Annotated in this window: 18 protein-coding genes; 4 read left to right on the forward strand and 14 right to left on the reverse strand. The window is 42.2% G+C overall.

The window, feature by feature from the left end; all coding sequences use genetic code 11:
* Positions 1-168 precede the first annotated feature (168 nt).
* Positions 169-372, forward strand: coding sequence for a hypothetical protein (locus L1D51_RS07620; protein WP_054563535.1), 204 nt, complete (start codon positions 169-171; stop codon positions 370-372).
* 23 nt (positions 373-395) lie between these two features.
* Here the strand turns inward: L1D51_RS07620 and L1D51_RS07625 are convergent, their stop codons facing one another.
* From L1D51_RS07625 to L1D51_RS07670, 10 genes are all read right to left on the reverse strand, one after another.
* Positions 396-1304: a hypothetical protein gene (locus L1D51_RS07625; RefSeq protein WP_054563534.1), complete on the reverse strand. Its 909-nt coding sequence runs from the start codon at positions 1302-1304 to the stop codon at positions 396-398.
* A gap of 1 nt (position 1305) precedes the next feature.
* Complete coding sequence (locus L1D51_RS07630) at positions 1306-1905, reverse strand: hypothetical protein (protein ID WP_239963361.1); 600 nt, start codon at positions 1903-1905, stop codon at positions 1306-1308.
* A complete protein-coding gene (locus L1D51_RS07635) occupies positions 1898-2440 on the reverse strand; it encodes an RNA polymerase sigma factor (RefSeq protein WP_055020909.1) in 543 nt (180 codons plus the stop codon). The genes L1D51_RS07630 and L1D51_RS07635 overlap by 8 nt, the downstream gene beginning before the upstream one ends.
* A gap of 134 nt (positions 2441-2574) precedes the next feature.
* Positions 2575-3504, reverse strand: coding sequence for a hydrogen peroxide-inducible genes activator (locus L1D51_RS07640; protein ID WP_239963362.1), 930 nt, complete (start codon positions 3502-3504; stop codon positions 2575-2577).
* Positions 3505-3580: 76 nt separating this feature from the next.
* On the reverse strand, positions 3581-4849 hold the full coding sequence (locus L1D51_RS07645; protein WP_054563530.1) for an inorganic phosphate transporter: 1269 nt from the start codon (positions 4847-4849) through the stop codon (positions 3581-3583).
* Positions 4850-4892: 43 nt separating this feature from the next.
* On the reverse strand, positions 4893-5570 hold the full coding sequence (locus tag L1D51_RS07650; protein ID WP_054563529.1) for a TIGR00153 family protein: 678 nt from the start codon (positions 5568-5570) through the stop codon (positions 4893-4895).
* 150 nt (positions 5571-5720) lie between these two features.
* Positions 5721-6422 (reverse strand): phosphate signaling complex protein PhoU, encoded by a 702-nt coding sequence (gene phoU / locus L1D51_RS07655; RefSeq protein ID WP_054563528.1) that lies wholly within the window; start codon positions 6420-6422, stop codon positions 5721-5723.
* 47 nt (positions 6423-6469) lie between these two features.
* Positions 6470-7297 carry a phosphate ABC transporter ATP-binding protein PstB gene (gene pstB / locus L1D51_RS07660; protein WP_054552475.1) on the reverse strand — a complete coding sequence of 276 codons (828 nt, stop codon included), beginning with the start codon at positions 7295-7297 and terminating at the stop codon, positions 6470-6472.
* Between the two features lie 26 nt (positions 7298-7323).
* Positions 7324-8973, reverse strand: coding sequence for a phosphate ABC transporter permease PstA (pstA, locus tag L1D51_RS07665; RefSeq protein WP_054563527.1), 1650 nt, complete (start codon positions 8971-8973; stop codon positions 7324-7326).
* A gap of 15 nt (positions 8974-8988) precedes the next feature.
* On the reverse strand, positions 8989-11223 hold the full coding sequence (locus L1D51_RS07670) for an ABC transporter permease subunit (RefSeq protein ID WP_054563526.1): 2235 nt from the start codon (positions 11221-11223) through the stop codon (positions 8989-8991).
* Between the two features lie 348 nt (positions 11224-11571).
* Between L1D51_RS07670 and L1D51_RS07675 the strand changes: the two genes are divergently transcribed.
* From L1D51_RS07675 to ppx, 3 genes are all read left to right on the forward strand, one after another.
* Positions 11572-12078, forward strand: a complete 507-nt coding sequence (locus L1D51_RS07675; RefSeq protein WP_055020907.1) for a glycine cleavage system transcriptional repressor — start codon at positions 11572-11574, stop codon at positions 12076-12078.
* A gap of 149 nt (positions 12079-12227) precedes the next feature.
* Entirely contained in the window at positions 12228-14309 is a 2082-nt protein-coding gene (ppk1, locus tag L1D51_RS07680; protein WP_055198967.1) for a polyphosphate kinase 1, read from the forward strand.
* A complete protein-coding gene (ppx, locus tag L1D51_RS07685; RefSeq protein ID WP_239963363.1) occupies positions 14302-15789 on the forward strand; it encodes an exopolyphosphatase in 1488 nt (495 codons plus the stop codon). Before ppk1 ends, ppx begins: the two co-directional genes overlap by 8 nt.
* A 21-nt stretch (positions 15790-15810) precedes the next feature.
* On the opposite strand, the gene L1D51_RS07690 is transcribed toward ppx, so the two are convergent.
* From L1D51_RS07690 to L1D51_RS07705, 4 genes are all read right to left on the reverse strand, one after another.
* Positions 15811-16266: a hypothetical protein gene (locus L1D51_RS07690; RefSeq protein WP_054563522.1), complete on the reverse strand. Its 456-nt coding sequence runs from the start codon at positions 16264-16266 to the stop codon at positions 15811-15813.
* 141 nt (positions 16267-16407) lie between these two features.
* Positions 16408-19512 (reverse strand): efflux RND transporter permease subunit, encoded by a 3105-nt coding sequence (locus L1D51_RS07695; RefSeq protein WP_239963364.1) that lies wholly within the window; start codon positions 19510-19512, stop codon positions 16408-16410.
* Positions 19509-20966 carry an efflux RND transporter periplasmic adaptor subunit gene (locus L1D51_RS07700; protein ID WP_054563520.1) on the reverse strand — a complete coding sequence of 486 codons (1458 nt, stop codon included), beginning with the start codon at positions 20964-20966 and terminating at the stop codon, positions 19509-19511. The genes L1D51_RS07695 and L1D51_RS07700 overlap by 4 nt, the downstream gene beginning before the upstream one ends.
* Positions 20959-22281 carry a TolC family protein gene (locus tag L1D51_RS07705; protein ID WP_055020902.1) on the reverse strand — a complete coding sequence of 441 codons (1323 nt, stop codon included), beginning with the start codon at positions 22279-22281 and terminating at the stop codon, positions 20959-20961. Before L1D51_RS07705 ends, L1D51_RS07700 begins: the two co-directional genes overlap by 8 nt.
* Positions 22282-22375 lie beyond the last annotated feature (94 nt).

Below are 22375 nucleotides of genomic sequence, written 5' to 3' on the forward strand. Positions count from 1 at the left end.
CTTCCATACTGACAATACTCATCTATACTTAAATCCACAGCAAGATAAAATGTCGTGTTTTTATAGTGATTATCTATAATAAACATGACATTACTTATTACATTAAACATACTGAGTATGACTTAACATCGTTAAGTCCATCTATTAGCGGTATAAAGGAGAAAAGTGATGACACAACTAATCGTTTTGTTGCTGATTGTGAATCTAGGGATAGCGTATCAATGTTACCGTAATGCGACCTTTAAGGGGTACCCGGTAAAAACATTTACAGGGCTAGGTTTAGTACCTTACTTTAATTTAGTCGTGTGGGTTTACTTGTTGTTTTTACCCGACTTAAAACCATTTTCAATGAATGAAAAGCAGCCACTTTAGGCTGCTTTTTTAGTTGGGAGAATTTAAAAACTATAAGTTGATGCTTTTTCGAGTAATTGCGCGGCTTTTATATCGCCAACCACACACTTTTTAATGTCTGACTTTTTAAATACTTTTACTTGCTCAGTTTTACCTTCGCTAACACCACGGATGATAAAGCTGACATGTTCATCGTTAGGCAGATTTCTTAAACCGCTCCCATAATCACACAAAGTCAGTGATAAGCTCTTATCTACTTGCTTAGCTAAAGAAGCCAGCTGTTGCTTTTGCTCTTTAACACGAGCTTGTTTTTTCTCGGCTAACTCTTTGCGCATTTGTTGCTGCTTTTGTGATAACTTTTGCTGCTGCTTTTCAAGCTCTTTAATCGATGCTTGCAATGCTTGTTTACGCTTCTCGAGCTCTTGCTCTTTGGCATCTTTATCGTGACGACGGTCAAATTCAAGGTCGCGCTTTTCACGTTCAAGATCACGGATTTCACGGCTCACATCGCGCTCTTGCTCAGCTACTTCACGTACTCGCTCTGCACTTTCGCGCATCACTTCCATGGCTTGCTGATAGGCTTCTTGCGTTTTCACGACTACTGCATCGCTGATCACTTGCACATGTTCGCCTAACACTTCGATTTCAGTTAGTTCTTCAAAATCAATATCTGGCATAGGTGGCAGCGGCGCATCGGGTACAGAGGCAAACACTGTAGACCAGCGCGAACTGCCTCGTACATCAAAGCTAAACACCACACCTTGATGCTGCAAATAACTCGAAGACACATTTCTTACCTTGTTATCGGTATCTTGTTTTAACGCCGCTGAGAGGATTTTTTCCATGATCCCGACTTCACGCTGAATTTTATCTAACTCATCACTTGCTTGTGCCTGTAAGCTTACTGCTGTGCAAAGCAATAAGGCTGCCGTAGTTGATTTGTATTTTGACATCTTAATACTCCAAATTGTTGGCAACGGTTGGCAATGGTCCGCCGTCCACTTGCTCTGCTAAATCATTTAACTGCATACGTAAGTACGCTTGGTCTTGGGCCCGCTGCGTTTTGATATATGCAAGTACGCTGGCAATATCTTCTTGGCGCTCGACTCGCCCGGTTTTAATCGCTTCTTTGGCCAGTTGGTACATCTGTTGTTGCTGCACTTCGTTTTGCGCAGTAATGATGTTTTGCAACTGATCAATTTGCTTTTGTTGTGACTCTAGTAAATTGGTTTGCTTGGCCACTTGCTCAAGTAACTGCAGATTTCCTTGCTGTGGATTACTAACAAAAACCCATGCGCAAAATACTATTGAAGCAGCCACTGCCCACATTCCAGCACCAAAAAACAGACTCGTTTTTTGCACTTTAGGCATCGTAGACTCTCGATCCCAATTTGGTACGGGTACCGTTTCATAATGTTGACTTTGTTGTTGCCACTGCATTGCATTGTTCATCATTGATGCATACTCAGCATTGGCTTGTAACAACGCAATTTGCTCTTCAGTGAGGCTTTCGCCTTCTAACCATGCGGTAAATAATGAATCTAAATTAGCCATCTACGGCCTCCAAATGCACTTTTAACTTACCAAGCGCACTGTATAGTCTTGATTTAGCTGTATTGGTCGAAATACCTAATTGCTCAGCGATTTCTTCAAATGTACAGTGCTGAAAAAACTTTAACTCCACCACCAAGCGTTGCTCCCAGGGTAAATTGTTCATCATTGCTTTGAGTTCATCATGCTGCTCAGATTGCAGTTGATTGGTTTCTAACTCACTATGCTCGCAACTTTCTTCTGGTATATCGTCTAAACCTTGATGCAGCTTACGGCGGCGGTAATATTCAACACTACGCCGGTGCACAATTTGATAGAGCCAAGTATTAAAACTCGACTCACCACGAAAACTCGGCAAGCTTTTATAAACAGAAATAAACACTTCTTGCATTAAATCCATTGCATCATCAGGGTGACTTAACATCCTTAGGCAATAGTTATATACCTGTGTTTCGTGCTGCTTGACTAATTTCAACCACGCCCGTTTATTGCCCTGTTGCGCTTTAGCAATTAGTGTCTCAAGTGATTGAAAAAACACGCTAGCCTCGTCATCTGATCTGCCTTTAATGGTTTTGTTATTATGTTAGTCGAGGGAAGGAAAAAAATAGTTTGCTTAAATAATAAAAAACCCCAAATATTTTTTATTTGGGGTTTTATTTAGAGGTAGAGGCTTTATTCGTTGTCACACTGACCGTCTAAGCTACACTGCTTATTAAGAAACAGCTCTAGCTGCTGACTAAACAGCCTAAAGTCTCTGATCCGGCCTGTGGTTTTACGCCACACAATGCCAATATCACGGTATGCATCGCCTTGTGATGGCGTAGCAACCATCTCTTTTTTATCTAAAATACCGGCATTGATAGCCATTTGTGGTAAGAAAGTAACACCAAGCTGGTGTTCAACCATACTTAATAAGGTATGTAAGCTTGCCGCTTCAAATGGGTTAATACAGCTTGAGCGATTCAAATGGCAGGCACTTAACGCATGGCCTGTCATACAGTGCTCACGCTCTAGTAAGAACACACTCGCATCTGGTAATAGGTTAAAGTCTTCCACGCCATCTGCTGGTGTGTAATCTTTATGGTGCACTAGGCTGAACTGATCTTTAGCGAGTACTTGGGTATGAAACTTTTCAGTGTCATACGGTAAAGCAAGTAATGCCATATCAATTTGGCCATGCTCAAGTTTATCGAGTAGCTTGTCACTGGTGTCTTCAACCAAAACTAACTCTAACTCGGTAAAGGTCTGTTTGCAGAAATGATATAAAGGCGCAGCAATAAAGCTGGCAATCGTCGGGATCACACCAAGCGTGAGTGTGCCACTTAAAGGCGTTAAAAAGCTTTTTGTCAGCTCTTTAAGGCTAAGGGTGTCGTCAATAATCTTACGTGCTTTTTCGACAACCTCTTCACCAATTGCGGTAAACATTAAGCTGCGGTTTTCACGCTCTATAAGCTGGCAACCTAAAGTTTCTTCTAAGTTTTGAATTGCACTACTTAAGGTTGATTGACCGATAAAACAGGCGCTTGCTGCGCGGCCAAAGTGTTGATGTTGGTGGACTGCTAATAAATACTGTAGTTGTTTAATACTTGGTAAGTTATTCATTCTCTACCTGCAAATAAAAAGACCCCAATACCTAAGGCATTGAGATCTTTTCAAGCTAAAAGTCTTTTAGTACTTTTTATACCCCGAAGGCAGTTCTCAGTACATAGAAAATAACAATAGCAAGGGCTGCGCCAACTGGCAATGTAATTACCCAAGAAACTACAATGTTTCTTACAACACCCATGTTAAGTGCTGCAATACCGCGTGCCATACCTACACCTAAAACCGCACCTACAAGTGTTTGCGTAGTAGAAATAGGTAAACCAGTACCTGATGCGATAACAACTGTAGAAGCAGCAGCAAGCTCAGCAGCAAAACCACGGCTTGGTGTTAAGTGCGTGATACCTTCACCGATTGTTTTAATTACTTTCTTACCTAAAATAGCAAGACCAGCAACAATACCTAAACCACCTAGTGGTAAAATCCACCATGCGATAGCCGCTTTCTTAGCGATTTCACCGTTGTGCTCAACAATGTTTACAACAGCAGCTAGTGGACCGATTGCGTTAGCAACGTCGTTTGAACCGTGTGCGAAAGCCATACAACATGCCGTTAGTACCATTAGTACTGCGAACACTTTCTCAACGTTGTTGAATTGCATTGCTTTGTCAGCTTTAGGGTCAATTTTAAGGCGAGCAATCGCAATCTTACCGATGATAGCAACTACAACAGCAATCGCGATAGAAAGGGCATAACCTTCAACAGCACCTAAGTTGATACCAATGTGCTTTAAGCCTTTCTTGATTGTTACAAGCGACATGATGAAGCCCGCTAGACCCATATAGATAGGTACGAAACGCTTAGCATTTTTAAGTGGTGCATCAGTGTCAAAAATTAACTTTTGCGCACTCATGAAAATCAAGTAAGCAATAAAACCAGAGATAGCAGGGGTAACAATCCAGCTACCTACGATACCCATTACCTTGTTCCATTGGATTGCTTCGCTACCTACTGCAACTAATGCGAAACCAATGATGGCACCGATGATTGAGTGAGTCGTAGATACTGGCCAGCCTAAGAAAGAGGCAATTAATAACCAGCTACCTGCAGCGAATAACGCGGCAATCATACCTAGTATCATTAACTCAGGTATGTCCATAAACGGCGTGGCATCGATAATCCCTTTACGGATTGTAGATGTAACCTCACCACCGGCAAGGTATGCGCCAGCGAATTCAAACACCATAGCGATGATGATTGCTTGTTTAATTGTAAGTGCTTTTGAGCCTACTGATGTACCCATCGCATTGGCAACGTCATTTGCACCAATACCATAAGCCATGAAGAAACCGACTGCGGCGGCAGTTAAAACCAATAACGTGCCGTAATTTGCAATGATATCCATTGTGTGAACCTTTAATTTTTTTCGTGTTTGAACTGATTTTTAATTAACGAGCTAACATCAGCTCAAGACGAGAACCTACGCGCTCTGCAATATCTGCAAGCTCGCCTACCCACTCAATGATCTTGTATAAGAACATCACGTCAACAGGGTTAAGTTCATTTTCGATGGCGCGCAATTGACGGCGAATTTTGATCTGCATGTCATCCGTGTCTTGTTCAATAGCGTCCAATTCAACGAGCATTTTTTCAACTAAAGTCACTTCGCGACCTTTGAAGCCCGTTTCAAGCAGCTCATCTAGCTCATTGATTGCTTTTGACGCTTGTTTAGTCGCATCAACACAACGAGTTAAATAAGCAAGGAAATCTGTTTGGATTTCGGTAGGTATGATCATCTCACGACCAACTACACGACCTGCGATATCTTTTGCTTTGTTAGCAATTTTGTCTTGTTGAGTAACAAGCTCTAGCAAATCGGTACGCTCAACTGGCATGAATAAGCCACGAGGTAGTTGAAGGCGGATGTTACGTTTCATTTCATCAGCTTCACGCTCTAAATTACGAATGTTTAGACGGATTTCTTCCGCTTCTTGCCATTCTTCTTTAAACACGTGATTAAAGAAAGGGATCAATGCTTTACTTGCTTGATGTACTTTCTTAATGTGATCTTCCATAGGCTTAATAGGTGATTTAGCAAAAACCCCTAAAAATGCATTTGTAGGCATAACTGACCCTTTATAAATTAGTATGCTTTGGCAGCTGCGAATTTTACAGCATTGTGTTCGATTGTGAACGCTTTTTCTGCCTTACATCACCAATAATAGACAAAGCGGCCTAAGGCCGCTCGGTTTAATAATGAAAAGTTGCGGCTAAATTTACAGCGACTTTTCGATATCTTCTTGAGATGTATGACGAATATCTTTGCCGTTAACAAAATAGATGATGTATTCAGCAATATTCTGGCAACGGTCGCCAATACGTTCTAATGAACGAACTGACCACACTAAATCCATAATTTTCGGGATTGAGCGTGGATCTTCCATCATATATGTCATGATTTGACGGGTAATTGCTTCGTATTCGCGGTCAACTTTGGCGTCTTCTTTATGTACTTCAAACGCACATTGCACATCCATACGTGCAAATGCATCAAGTACATCATGAAGCATTTTTGATACTTGGCGACCCATGTTTTCAATGTTCACCAGTAGGTCTTGCTGATCTTTTGTGAATGAGTCCAGCGCAACTTTAGCAATACGCTCAGCTTCATCACCAATACGCTCTAAATCGGCAATTGTTTTTGCAATAGCAATTACAAGACGTAAGTCACTCGCTGCCGGCTGACGACGAGCGATAATGCGTGTACATTCTTCGTCGATGTTCACTTCCATTGCATTTACTTTGTAGTCGTTTTCACGAACTTTTTGTGCAAGATCGGCATCACCATTACTAACAGCATCCAGTGCACTGTTTAGTTGTTGCTCAACTAAACCACCCATGTTCAATACATGGTTACGCACATTTTCAAGCTCTTCATTAAAGCGGCCCGAAATGTGTTTATTGATATTATGTTCCATTGTCTACCTCTATAAATTTCGTTTACGGTACCAAGTGACTTTATTGACTAACCGTAACGGCCTGTAATGTAGTCTTCTGTTTTCTTCTTGCTTGGTGTTGTAAATAACGTATTGGTATCTGAATACTCAATCAACTCACCCATGTACATAAACGCAGTTTGGTCTGATACACGAGCAGCCTGTTGCATGTTGTGAGTAACGATTACCACGGTAAACTTATTCTTTAAGTCGTTAATTAGCTCTTCGATAACTAAAGTAGAAATTGGATCTAGTGCCGATGTAGGCTCATCCAGAAGTAGTACTTCAGGCTCGATAGCAATTGAGCGAGCAATAACAAGACGCTGTTGCTGACCACCCGATAGGCCAAATGCACTATCGTGTAAACGGTCTTTAACTTCATCCCATAATGCCGCGCCACGTAAAGATTGTTCAACCACTTCGTCTAGTTTACGCTTTTCTTTAATACCTTGTAAGCGTAGGCCATAAACTACATTTTCGTAGATTGATTTTGGAAATGGATTAGGACGTTGGAATACCATCCCGACATTTCTTCGTAGTGCAGCAACATCTACATTCTTATCATAGATATTGTGACCATGTAGTAAGATCTCACCATCAATACGACAGCTATCAACAAGGTCGTTCATACGGTTGATACAACGTAAAAGTGTTGATTTACCACAACCCGATGGACCGATAAATGCTGTTACCTGACCTTTCGGGATGTTCATATTTACGCCGCTAAGCGCTTGTTTATCACCGTAGTATAGATCTAAGTTTTTAATCTCTAACGCTGTTTGTTCTGCAGTTAGGTTATCTAAATCTAGCTTTGCCGCGCTTTTCGCTTGGTTTACTTGTGGTGCAACTGTAATCATCTCTGTCTACCTATAAAAATTCTGTATTAATGCTCAAGAGCTCTAAACTTTTCGCGTAAGTGGTTACGAATACCAATCGCGGTGATATTCAGGGCGATAATTACTGATACCAGTAAGAATGCCGTGGCATATACCAGCGGACGTGCCGCTTCTACGTTAGGGCTTTGGAAACCAACATCGTAAATGTGGAAACCTAAGTGCATAAATTTTCTATCTAAGTGTATGTATGGGAAGTTACCGTCAAGTGGCAGTGTTGGCGCCATCTTAACAACACCAACAAGCATTAGTGGTGCTACTTCACCGGCTGCACGTGCAACCGCTAAGATTAAACCTGTCATAATCGCTGGGCTTGCCATCGGAATGATGATACGCCATAGCGTTTCTGCTTTTGTTGCGCCAAGTGCTAATGAACCATGACGAACCGTACTTGGAATACGTGATAAACCTTCTTCAGTCGAAACAATAACAACAGGAAGCGTTAAAATTGCTAGCGTTAAAGCAGACCAAATCACACCTGGCGTACCAAATACTGGGCTTGGCGATGACTCAGGGTAGAACAATTGGTCAATACTGCCACCTAGCATGTATACAAAGAAACCTAGACCAAATACACCGTATACAATCGAAGGTACACCTGCAAGGTTGATTACCGCGATACGGATCATCTTAGTCACGGCATTTTTTGCTGCGTATTCATGTAAGTAAATCGCTGCAACAACACCAAACGGCGTCACAATCACTGCCATTAGTAATACCATGAACACGGTACCGAAAATCGCTGGGAATACACCGCCTTCTGTGTTTGCTTCACGTGGGTCATCTGCTACAAACTTACCAAGTTGTACAAAGTAATGACCAAGCTTAGCAAAGAAGCCCATGTCATTAGGGAACCACACATCAAGAACTTGATACAGAGGTATAGTAACCACTTCACCGCGCATGTCTCTTACAGTTACTTGGTCACGCTTTGCTTGTTTACGAAGCGCGAATAACTGCTTTTCTAATACTGTGTATTCAGCACGTAACTCAGCACGAGTTTGTGCAAGCTCAGCAACACGCTCATCGGTTAGTTCGTTATCAAGCTGGTATGCTTTTTCTCTTAAGCGTAAACGTTCAAGCTCATAGTTAATATGACCAATATCGCCATTTTGTAAGTCTAACGCTTGGTCATTCAGGTCAACAGCACGGTCTACAAGATCATAAAGCACGTCGATTTTGTTATCAGTGATAACTTCACCGTCTTTAATAACCTGTTCTACATAACCGTAGAAGTTACCGTTTTTACTACGCTCGAATACAGCAAGCTCAGCTGGCGCAGTACGCGATGTGATGTCTGTCTCTAGTACCCAACGGAAATCTAGAGCTACGTACTCACGGTTACCTGTTTTAATCAATAAACGCTCTAGTTGCTCTTTATCGTAATGAGATAAATCAACGCCCGTCGCCTCAATACGTGATTTTGCAACTAGTTCACGGTCATAAATCTCACCGATCACTGTTTGTTTTTCAACTGAGCCTTGCAGCTCAAATTGCACTACTTCTGATGGCCAGAAAAAGCTTAAACCTTTCCAAGCAATCATGGCTAGTAAGCCAAGAACCGAGATTAAACTGATGCTTACCGCACCGCCGGTCATCCAAATCCAAGGAGAACCAGACTTAAACCACTGCTTTACCATGTCGTGTCTCTCCACCTACATTGAACTGTATTTATCACGCAGTTGCTGTCGAACAAACTCAGCCACTGTGTTGAAAATGAATGTGAATATGAATAATACAAATGCTGCTAAGAATAGAATGCGATAATGCGAGCTACCTACCTCAGACTCAGGCATTTCTACCGCGATATTCGCTGCAAGTGTTCTCATACCCTGGAAGATACTCCAGTCCATAATAGGTGTATTACCTGTTGCCATTAGTACAATCATTGTTTCACCTACAGCACGGCCTAGACCCATCATTACTGCTGAGAATATACCTGGGCTTGCTGTTAGTAATACTACGCGAACCAATGTTTGCCATTGTGTTGCACCTAGTGCTAATGAACCGTTTGATAAGTGCTTAGGAACACTGAATACCGCATCTTCAGCAATTGAGAAGATAGTCGGGATAACAGCAAAGCCCATCGCAATACCAACAACTAGTGAGTTACGTTGGTCAAACGTCATACCCAGTTCATTGGTTAAGTACTGACGCACATTGCCGTCAAACATCCAAAGCTCAATTGAGTTACTCATCGCAAACGATAACCAGCCGATGAAAATAACCACTGGAATAAGTAAAATTGAGTGCGAACCTTCAGGAATACGGTGACGAATTGACGCCGGTAGCTTGTTCCAGCCAAAAGCCGTTAATAAAATAGCGATTGGTAGCAACACCAATAATCCAATAATCGCAGGTAAATGCTCTTCAATTAATGGTGCTAACCAAAGACCCGCTAAGAAACCTAGGATTACCGTTGGTAATGCTTCCATGATTTCTACAGTCGGCTTAACCACTTTACGTAATTCACTCGACATAAAGTACGCCGTGTAAATTGCCGCTGAAAGCGCAATTGGTACCGCAAATAACATTGCGTACATTGCCGCTTTAATCGTACCGAATGAAATTGGCACTAATGAGAACTTAGATTCAAAGTCATCACTTGCAGACGTTGACTGCCAAATGTAGCCCGGCTCTGGGTAACCTTCGTACCATACCTCTTGCCACAACGCAGACCAAGTTACTTCTGGGTGCTCGTTATGAATTTCAATTACTTTTAGCGCGTCATCAGCAAGAATAAGTGCCGCATTTGAACGTGGCGCTATTGCAAAGTTTTGAATTGGACCTTCGCTTACTTTACCTTGCCACAGTTTAGCATCGCTAGTTGTGTAATAAATACCTAGCTCACCGTTAGCGCCTGCTGTGAAGAAGGTACGACGGTAGAACTCGGTGAAAATGTTTAGTTTCGATTGCTTGCTGGTTTCAAATGCACGAATCTTTTGGAACTCACGGCCATTTTCAGTGTTTACTTCAAACCACTGTGAAACTTCGCCATTATCGTTAGCAAGCATCAGTGAGTTGGCACCAGCCAATAGTTGAGTTGAAACTAGGTTCGCGTTTTCTTCGTTAGCTGCAAGCAGTTGAATTTGCTCAACTTCAGAAGGGTAACGGGTATCATATACGTAAATTTGATTTGCTGAACGCACGAATGTACGTGTTGTATCTGGTGAGATTAATAGCTCATCAACACGACCTTCGATATCAAGCTCAGTACGCTCAACAACCCACTCTACTTCGCCGGTGAACATGTTTTCTTCACCCACAAAGCTGCTGAATATAACGCGCTTGTCAGCCGTTAAAGCAACAACAGCTGTTTTATCTTCGTAGTGGCTAAATGCAAATTTAGTGATTGCCGCACCTTGCTCATCAACTTCAAGCGCCATATCACCCAACGGGTAATCTAAACGTGGTGTTAACTTGCGTTGATTGTTCGGGAATGTCACTAAGAATTTTGGCGCAACCACAACCACAGAGCCATTTTCTAGGCCGTATGCGTATTGCCCCTGAAACGGTGCAGAGCTTGCGAAGCTGCTTACATCGCTTGGTAATTCTGTATTAAGGGTGGTGATCTTTTTACCAAATTGCTCTTTTTCAACATTGTAAAAGTCCACATTACCTTTTTCACCGAGTAAAAAGGCAATTTCGGTTTGTTCTTCAATGCCAAGACCCACAACTTCTGACGCATTTTGTAGTTTTACACTGTTACGTGTATCTACTTTTGCTGACTCAAAAATAGGTTGAACAACATAAAGAAGGTAAAAGAATATAAGTAGCAGTGCTACTAGCACCATTACGCCACCTGCGGAAATACCCCACTTGGCAAACCTGTCTTTAAATAGACGGCTTCTATCCGTATGAAAGGTAGGTTTATTCGGATTGGAAGTCATCAAAACACCCTTAAATCTTAACGTTGCGCGCATTATATTTCACCAAGATGACAGTAATGTTACAAACGTCATAATTCAGTGTAATAAAGCGAGTATTTCAGGGACATATTTTAAAGTTAAAAAATGACCAAATTGCGACATTGCTCTGCATATTTATAACGACCAAATTCACAACCTAACAAACTGTTATAACTAATTTTTTATAACTATATGGAAAAAATTGGACAAACAATAAAACTGCATCAATACTCAAGATGACTTATTTTTTTCGACAATAAGAATCATTTTTAACCAACGCCTCCTTCCTTTTATTGCATTTTTCAGAGGCCTTTTTACAGAGATATAAGTATGAAGCAGTTAGTAATTACTATTTTGGGGCCAGACAAACCCGGCCTAGTTGAAGACCTTTCAGCCACAATTTTAAACCATCATGGTAACTGGTTAAGCAGTAATTTGAGCCACCTTGCAGGTCACTTTGCAGGGATTATTGAGGCAGCAGTACCTGAAGAGCACCTGCAAGAATTGCAAGACGCATTACATAGTCTGCCGTATTTAGAAATCAGAATTGAACGCGGCGCCGAAACTCTGTCAGAAGAAAAATCTGAACAAATCAATTTTGTCATTACTGGCAACGACAGACCTGGCATTGTACAAGAGCTTGCCAGCGTTATTCGTCACAAAGGGGCGAATATCACTCACCTAAATTCAAAACAACAAAGTGCACCTAACTGGGGCGTGCCAATTTTTAGTGCTGTTGCCACCGTCGCTTTGCCAATGGGCATGAACAAAGACGAAGTGATCAGCGCACTTGAGTCTATTACTACAGACCTAATTGTTGATATTGAGGACGCATAACAAGCAAGTTTATAGGGATATTAAAACTTAAACTAAGCTTTAAAATTAACGACATACATGTCACATAACTGACATGTATGACGTTAACGTCATACAAACGTCATCTGCATCCTCTATATTCTAACTAGCTATAAACGTTGGAAAACCAGATGAACGCATCACACTCTTCTTCTCAAGCCGTTAACTACTTTGCCAAAGAGCTAAGTTGGCTGTCTTTTAATGAACGCGTGCTGCAAGAAGCTAAAGATAAATCTAACCCGATTATTGAGCGCATGCGCTTTTTAGGTATTTACTCAAACAACATGGATGAGTTTTTCCGTGTTCGTGTTGCCGATGTAAAACGTCGAATTTTACTTAATAAAATTCCTGATGCGAACTTTGAAGAAGACGAAATATTACTTCATCAGATCCAAAGCAAAGTGCTACAGCTTGGTAAAAAGTTTAACCAAATTCATAAAGACATTTTAAATGACTTAAACGAGCACAATATTCACGTTGAGTTACCTGAGGAGTTATCTGAATTTCACTTGAGTTGGCTGAAAAAATTCTTCCACGATAATGTGCTGCAACACATATTGCCGATTTTACTCTCTGAAAAGAAAGACTACTCAGATCAAATCAACGACACCATGACCTATTTGTTTGTCGAGATGACTAACCAAAAAAGTCATTATGCCATGATGGAAGTACCAACCGACCGCGTATCTCGATTTGTTATTTTGCCACCAGAGAAAACGCGCCGTCACAAAACCATTGTGATGCTAGATGACATCATCGCCTACTTTATTCGCGATGTGTTTAGCAGCTTTTTTAGCTTTGATGATATTCAATGTTATGCCATCAAATTGACCCGTGATGCCGAATACAATTTAGATGACGAGCTTGAAGAAGGCTTGCTCGATAAAATGTCAAAAGGTCTAAAACAACGTATTTCTGCAGAGCCTGTGCGCCTTGTTTATGACGAGAGCATGCCAGCTGAGATGCTTAAAGTGATGAAAAAGCGCCTTAATATAAGCCAACATGATGCGCTGATCCCCGGCGGTCGTTACCGTAATTTCCGCGATTTTATTGCGTTTCCGAATGTTGGCCGCCAGTATTTAGAAAACAAACCACTGCCTGCATTACAAAGTACGGCTTTTAACAATCACTCAAGTGTGTTTGATGCCATTTCAGAGCAAGATATTTTACTGTATTACCCTTATCACACCTTTAATCATTTACTTGAGTTTGTACGCCAAGCTGCTTTTGACCCAGATGTAACCCAAATTAAGGTCAATATTTATCGCGTTGCGAGCCAGTCTCGACTTGTCTCTACGCTTATTAATGCAGCAAAAAATGGCAAACACGTAACCGTTATGGTTGAGCTGAAAGCGCGTTTTGATGAACAAAACAATATTGAATGGGCAAAAACCCTAAGCAATGCTGGTGTTAAAGTGATCTTTGGTATTCCTGCGTTGAAAGTGCACAGTAAGTTATGCGTTATTCACCGTAAAGAAAAGAACAACATAGTGAAATATGCCCATATAGGCACGGGTAACTTCCACGAAAAAACCGCCAAAATCTACACTGACTTTAGCTTATTCACCAAGTTTGAGGGCATTAGTGAAGAGTGCGATAGTGTGTTTAAGTTTATCGAAAGCAGCTATAAGCCATTTCAATTTGATCATTTGATGATTTCGCCAGTCAACGCAAGACAAACTATTATGTCGCTAATTGATGCTGAAATAACCAATGTAGAACATGGTAAGGCTGGTCGAATTACGCTAAAAATAAACAACCTTGTTGATAAAGAGCTGGTTGATCACCTCTACTTTGCCGCAAGACGCGGTGTGAAAATTCGCATTATTGTGCGTGGCATGTGTTCGTTAGTGCCCTCTGCCGTTAACGAAAATATTCGCATTATTAGCATTGTTGACCGCTTTTTAGAGCACCCTCGGGTGATGGTGTTTCATAATAATGGCGACGAAAAAGTGTATATTTCATCGGCAGACTGGATGACCCGAAATCTTGATCACCGTGTTGAAGTAGCCACACCGATTTATGATGAAAAATTAAAACAGCTTATTATTGATATTCTTGAGCTACAGTTTAAAGATAGATCAAAAGCGCGCATAATCGATAGCGAACAAAAAAACAGCTATGTGCGCCGTGGCAATCGTAAAAAAATTCGCTCGCAAATTGCCATTTATGACCACCTTAAGAAATGGGAAAGTAACTATAATAATGAATGATTATCCCTCAATTGCTGCCGTTGATTTAGGCTCAAATAGTTTTCATTTAGTGGTGGCAAGAGAGGTCGATGGCTCTTTGCAAATCTTACACAAAGAAAAACAGCGCGTTTACTTAGCTGACGGTTTAGATGATAAAAATCATTTAAGCCAAGAAGCAATCGAACGCGCGCTGGCAATTCTTAAGCAGTTTGCGACTACCTTGCAGGACTTCCCCCTTGAGAATGTCAAAGTGGCGGCAACTTACACATTACGCCGCGCTAAAAATATTCATTCGTTCTTAACCCAAGCAAGTAAAGTGTTTCCTTACCCAATCGAAGTAATATCGGGGCAGGAGGAAGCGCGCTTAATTTACCAAGGTGTTGCCCATTACATTCATCACGATGAAAACCGCTTAGTCATTGATATCGGCGGCGGCAGTACCGAACTCATCATTGGCAAACACTTTAAGCACAAGCTACTTACTAGCCGCAATATGGGCTGTGTTAGTTACACCAAGCAGTTTTTTGCAGATGGACAAATCACTGCTAAGCGCTTTGCCAAAGCTGAAGTTCGCGCAGAGCAAGAACTCGAAGTGATTTTCGCCAACTACTTATCGGCTGGCTGGCAATCTGTGGTGGGAACATCAGGCACTATTAAATCTATCCTTGCCATGATCAATGCTAACGATGCCGAGCAAGAGCTGATTACATTAGAGCGATTATTAGAACTAAAAACTCAGTTTATTGCAGCTAAACAAATAAAAGCGCTACAAATTGAAGGTCTTACACCTGAGCGGCAAGTGAGTATATGTGGTGGTTTAGCTATTTTAATTGCGGTATTTAGGCTGTTTAAAATCGAAGCGTTGCAATACAGCGACTTTTCACTTCGTGAAGGCCTGCTACATGAAATGCAGCAAAAGCTCGCACACAAAGATATTCGCACTAATACCATAGCGAACCTATCTGAGCGTAACGCCATAGATAAAGAGCATGCTAACCGCGTCTCGACAACCGCAAAGTGGCTGTTTGAACAAGTAAAAGAGGCATGGCAACTTACCGATCCTGACTACATCAACTTGCTGGATTGGGCCGCGCAGCTGCATGAAATTGGCTTAGGGGTTAATTCATCAGGGATACATAAGCACAGTGCATATATCGTTGCGAATAGCCAATTACCAGGCTTTACGCAGCAACAACAAACCTTGCTTAGTTGCATGATCCGTTTTTATCGGAAAAAAATTCGTTTAGAAGAGTTTCCGGCACTGCATACCATGCAGCATTATGAAATATTGCAGCTTATTGTGATTTTGCGCTTAGCGGTACTACTGAATCAAAAGCGTATTACCGATCAAGGTTTTAAACTTGAGGTAACAGCCAAGCAAAATAGTATGTTCTTAAAGTTTCACAATAAGTGGCTTAAAGAACATACCTTGCTTTTAGCTGACTTACAGCAAGAGCAAAAATACCTTAAAAAAGTCGGCTTCTTACTCGATTTTCATTAAGCTGATTAATAGATTAATCGATTACATATCCATATGGCGATTTGAGCTTTGCATCATTTGCTTAAGGCCTTGATGTTCAAGCTCAAGTAAACGTTCGAGCTTTTCTTTGCTTTGCTCTGTATCAGCTCGCGATACCAAGTACTCGTATAAGTCGATTACTTTTTGGTGTTGCGTGGTTAAGTAAACCTGAATCGCCTTTTCATCAATTTGCTGATCTGTGCTGATATCGTTAAAAGTAATTAGCTCTGGGTTTTCAGCAAAATACTCATAGCAATAGGTATCTAGCGTGTTTATTTCTGTAATGGCTTTAAAGCCAACGAGATCTTCTGCTAGTTTCTTCTCATATTGCAGATAATAGTCCACCAGCATTTGATTATGCTCGTCCAGTAAGTCTTTAACACTGTGGAAATTGGCTGCCATTTGAGTATGAAATAACACGGTCCAATCATAAACTTGTTGTATTGTTTTAACTTGCATGTGCATTCCTTATCAAAATCAATTTAATATGACTCTGCATAAATCACGCCAGTAATAAACCCATTAATTTTCAGCCACTTAAAATAAAATGTGTAACTTGCAGCAAGTAAAAGCGTACAAGTTACACACTGACTGTAAAATTTATAGATGGCGTTTACGCCATATAAAATAAAGCGCAGGTAACACTAGTAGTGTTAAAACTATGGCACTGAGCATCCCGCCGACCATAGGCGCGGCTATTCTGCTCATCACCTCACTGCCCGTTCCAGTGCCATAAAGCACTGGCAATAACCCTATGATAATAGTGGCGACTGTCATCATCACTGGTCTAACCCGAAGGCCTGCACCATTGATGATTGCTTGGCGCAGTTCTGTAACCGTAAACTGTGCTGATTGCGCTTTCGCATCTTGATAAGCTTGGTTGAGATAAACCAGCATAATTACGCCTATTTCTACGGCAACTCCAGCTAAGGCAATAAAACCAACCCCAACAGCAACCGAGAAGTTAAAACCTTCAAGGTACATCAGCCAAATACCGCCTATCATCGCAAGCGGTAAGGTCAGCATGATCATTGCCACCTCAATAAAGCTTCTAAAATTGAGGTATAACAGCACCACAATGATTGCCAAAGTGAGTGGCAATACATAACTGAGTTTGGCTTTTGCGCGCTCCATATATTCATATTGCCCCGCCCACGTAATTGAGTAACCAGCAGGTAGCTCAAGTTGCTCATGCAGCGCTTGTTGCGCACGCTCAACATAACTGCCGATATCACTGCCTTCAATGTCGATTAAGCTCCAGCCATTAATACGTGCATTTTCACTTTTAATACCCGGCGGGCCATCTTCGATAAAGACATGGGCAACATCAGCCAATGCGATACGCTGTCCGTTTGGTGTTACTATCGGTAACAACTTAAGCTCTTCTGGCGAGTCGCGATAATCTTGTGGATAACGTAAGTTAACTGGGTAACGCTCCTGCCCTTCAACAGTTTCGGTCACATTCATACCACCGATAGCAGTAGCAACAACCTGTTGCACATCAGCAATGTTTAAACCGTAACGCGCAGCCTTCTCACGGTTGATATCGACTTTGATGTAACGACCGCCGGCAACGCGCTCAGAATAAACCGAAGCCGTGCCCGGTAAATCTTTTAAGATGACTTCAATTTGCTCACCGATTTTTTGAATTTCACTCAGCTTTGGCCCTGCGACTTTAATCCCTACAGGCGTTTTAATCCCAGTAGCAAGCATGTCGATTCGCGTTTTGATTGGCATAACCCACGCATTGGTAAGCCCTGGGAACTTAACCAGATTATCGAGCTCTTTTTTCAGTTTTTCGGTTGTCATACCCTCACGCCACTGTGACTTTGGCTTTAACTGAATAAAGGTTTCGATCATGGTCAGCGGCGCAGGATCTGTGGCAGTATCCGCTCGACCAACCTTACCAAATACCGACTCAACCTCTGGAACACTGGCAATTAGCTTATCGGTCTGCTGTAAGATTTCGCGGGCCTTACCAATTGAAATACCTGGGTAAGTAGTTGGCATATACATTAAGTCGCCCTCATCAAGGGGAGGAATAAACTCACTGCCAATTTTATTAACCGGGTAAAAGCCGATAGCAGCCAACACTAATGCCAGTACCAATGTTGTTTTCGGTGCTTTTAATACTGCATTTAACAAGGGTTTATAGGCTGCCACTAATAAGCGGTTTACAGGGTTTTTCTGCTCCGAAATAACCTGACCGCGAATAAAGTAGCCCATTAATACCGGCACAAGTGTAATCGCTAAACCAGCCGACGCTGCCATCGCATAGGTTTTTGTATAAGCCAGTGGCGAGAACATGCGCCCTTCTTGTGCTTCAAGAATAAACACCGGCATAAAGCTGACAGTGATGATCAATAAACTAAAGAATAACGCGGGCCCGACTTCTGCGGCTGAGTCCATCACCACTTGCCAACGATTTTCATCGGTCAGTGGGGTTTTCTCCATATGCTTATGCATATTTTCTATCATCACGATAGCGCCATCGGTCATTGCACCAATGGCAATCGCTATCCCGCCAAGCGACATGATATTGGCGTTTATACCTTGCCAATACATCACCACAAAAGCCGTTAAAATACCCATTGGCAACGTGATAATGGCTACGATCGATGAGCGTATATGGAATAAAAACACTACACACACTAAGGCCACGACAATTAATTCTTCAATTAACTTTGAGCTTAAGTTATCAAGCGCTTGGGTAATAAGGTTTGAGCGGTCGTACACAGGGATGATTTCAACCCCCTCTGGCAGGCCTTTTTTGAGCGACTCTAGCTTTTCTTTTACGAGTTTAATGGTTGCTTCGGCGTTTTCTCCAAAGCGCATCACAACCACACCACCAGTTACTTCACCATCGCCGTTTAGTTCGGCAATACCACGGCGCATTTGCGGCCCAAGTTTTATATCAGCCACATCACGTAATTGCAGTGGCGTGCCATTGGCATTAGTACCCAGCGGAATGGCTTCTAAATCTGCGACACTTTTAATATAACCTGTGCTTGATACCATGTATTCAGCTTCAGCCATTTCGACCACTGAGGCACCACGCTCTTGGTTACCTTGCTTAATTGCTGTTTGAATTAAACTCAGCGGAATACCATAAGCACGCAATTTATCGGGGTCGACATTCACCTGATACTGCTTAACCATACCACCAACAGACGCTACTTCTGATACACCCGGCACCGTTTGCAGCTCAAACTTTAAAAACCAATCTTGCAGGCTGCGTAGCTGACTAATATCGTGCTTACCGGTTTTATCCACCAGCGCATACAAGTAAATCCAACCCACACCTGTTGCATCAGGGCCAAGTTCAGGCCTTGCTGAATCTGGTAAGCGAGCACTTACTTGACTCAAATACTCTTGCACCCGGCTACGTGCCCAATAAAGGTCGGTGTCTTCGTTAAAAATAACGTATACATAAGAGTCACCAAAAAACGAAAAGCCCCTTACCGTTTCAGCACCCGGCACCGACAACATGGCTGTAGTGATAGGAAACGTTACTTGATCTTGCACCACTTGAGGCGCTTGTCCTGGGTAAGACGTTTTTACAATAACCTGTACATCAGATAAGTCAGGCAAGGCATCAACTGGGGTATTCTTTAAAGAAAAAATCCCAAAGCCCGCCAACATTAAAGACAGCAGTAAGACAAAGAAGCGATTACCGACTGACCAACGGATCACGGCAGCTATCATTGCATTTCTCCTTGCATAGGGTGGCTCATGGTCATGATGTCAAAAATCACAAACTCACCGTCTACCAACTTAAAGGTAAAATGCACTTCATCATCACTTTGTAAACTAGACATATCGATACGCGGCGAAAAATGAAATTCCATAGTTGCAGCCTCGCGTCCCCACTTAGGGATAGCCTCACGACTGATCACGGCTGTGCGGGCTTCACGGTCAATGCTGTTGATCACGCCATTGACCATTGCGCTGTCACTATCTGGCTCTTGCATACGCATAAAGTCAGAACTCTTACTTGATTCGGAATCTATTAAGAACTGCGCTGAAACCACTACGTTATCGTCTTTCAATAAGCCTGATAAAATTTCGACATCATGATTATCACTACGACCTAGCGTCACAGCCACTGACTTAAAGCGCCCTTCACCTAAATCAATCACGACACGGTCTTGGCTACCGGTGCGGATCACCGCTTCTTTTGCGATGACTAATTGCGGCTCAGTTGGCTTAGTAGTAATGCTGACTTCAGCAAACATATTCGGTTTGAGTAAGCCATCTTGGTTGGCAAAGCGTAAACGCACGCGAAGGGTACGATTTTTCTCATCAAGGGTTGGGTAAATATAATCGACCTTGCCTTGCCAGCGCTTACCCGGTAAGTAATCTAAGCTCATAGTAACTGGCAAGCCTTTATGAATTAGCCCTGCTTGACGCTCAAAAACTTCAGCCTCAACCCACACTTCTTCTAGGTGAGCAATACTCATCATGGTTGTGCCCGGTTTCACAAAGAAACCTTCGCGGATATTTAACTCATCCAATACGCCACTTTGCTTGGCATAAAAGGTAATGTTTTGTCTGACCTTTTGGCTTTGCTCTAATTGGGTAATAAAATCGTCAGAAACATTCAGTGAGGCTAAGCGTGCTTTTGCGGCACGTATAAGCACTGCATTGTTACGTTTAAGGGCAAGCAATAGCTCTTCTTGTGCATTCACTAGCTGTGGAGAATACAAGGTATAAAGTGGCTCGCCTTGCTTAACTTGGTCACCTGCAGCTTTTACATATAAGGTTTCTATCCAACCTTCGACACGAGGGTGAATATGCACGAGTTGGTCTTGGTCGTATTGCACATAACCAACCGTATCAACCGTCGTTTGTAATGATTTAAACCTTACGGGCGCTGTTCTTACCCCTAAGTTATTAACGACTGCTGGTGAGATTCTCACAGTACCAGGGCTGTCTTCAGCGCTACTTTGCTCCTCATAAACGGGGACTAATTCCATACCCATTGGCGATAAACCCGGTTCATCACGGCGGTAATTACTGTCCATAGGCGCCACCCAATATAAGGGCTTTTTCTCAGCGCTTGGCATAGCTTCATGATCTGGCTCAGCTAGTTTATTTAAAGCCGTTGCCAATGCCGCACCTACCGCCAAGGCGATAACTAATTTCACTGTATTATTCATTGGTAGCTCCTTGGCTTTGTGCTGCATTTATTTGGTTATCTTTTGCTGCTGCGTAATAGTTAAGGCGAGCGAGGGTTATTTGTTTGTCTATTTCGATATTCAATGCATCAATTTTTGCGTTAAGTTCGCTGATGCGTGCACGCATCACTTCTGAAAAGTCACCATCATCGTTGGTGTAAGCATTTAAAGTCGCTTCGGCTTGCTCCGCCATTTGCGGTAAAAGCTGCTGTTGATATAGTGCTTTGCGCTGAGCAAGTCGGCTTAGTTGGCTAAGCTCTTTAAAATACTGACCTTGCAGTTTTTGTAGGGTAATAAGTTTGTTGGTTTTTACCGCCTCGGCATTAGCTATTGCGGCATTAACTTGTTGATCTTGACGGTTATCAGTAAACAGCGGTAAATCAACACTTACCCCAATAGAGAATAAGTCAGCGCGAGAGTCACCCATCGGGGTATCATCACGATAGCCATAGCCTAGGTTCATACCAAATTGCGGCTTATACGCTTCTTTAGCCACTTTCACTTGGGTGTTTTTGGCACGCATAGCATGATCAATAGCAATAATTGCCGGGTGATTCATCAGCACTTCAGTCACCCCCGATGGCGCAAGCTCTTGATAAGCCATTACTGCGGTCACCTTGGTATTTTCATCGCTCACTGCACCGTTTAGCATTTCAATAGGTAGCCATTGTGCTAGTCGTTTTTTTGCACTATCAAACTGTTGCTCTAACATCACCAGCTTATCTTCAAGCCGAGTCAGCTCTAGCTGGGCGCGAATAATATCCTGCTGGCGAGTCGCACCAAGTGTATTGGCATAGCTTGCTTCTGTAATATCAATAAGCTGATTAAATAAGGCTTTATCTTGGCTGATCAGTTGAATGCTTTTTTGTGCGCGATAGGCATTTAGCCATGCTTCGCTAACAATGGCTTTAATCTGTGCTTGGCGGTCAGCTCTTAGCCAAGGGTATTGTTCAGCCGATTGTTTTAAAGCTTGTTGCTGTAAGGCAAGACTATCACCTCGGCTAAATTGTTGTGACAAGCCCACTTTGAATTGCGTCATACCCTCTTGGTCAAAGGCAAAGCCATCGGTTGGTAAGTTCATGAGTCCAACGGTTAACACTGGATCTGGCAAGGTACCTGCCGCAATGCTTTGCGCTTCTATCGCCTGTTGCTGGTATTTATTTGCCTGTAACCAAGGCTCGTGAGTCAATGCATAATCAATCACCTGATTGAGCGCCAATGGCTCTGCTTTCACTAAACTTGAGGTTATCAATACTGCGCCTAGAGAAAGCGCCTTAATCAATTTGCTGTGAATCATCACATGCTCCAAAAATCTTAAAAATGGTTAAAAAACAATAGATTTTGGGTGCAGAATAAGGAGTATTTCAGCGTTTTACTGAATTTTAGACAGA

This window comes from Pseudoalteromonas shioyasakiensis, assembly GCF_022398475.1.
In the GTDB taxonomy this organism is placed as follows: domain Bacteria; phylum Pseudomonadota; class Gammaproteobacteria; order Enterobacterales; family Alteromonadaceae; genus Pseudoalteromonas.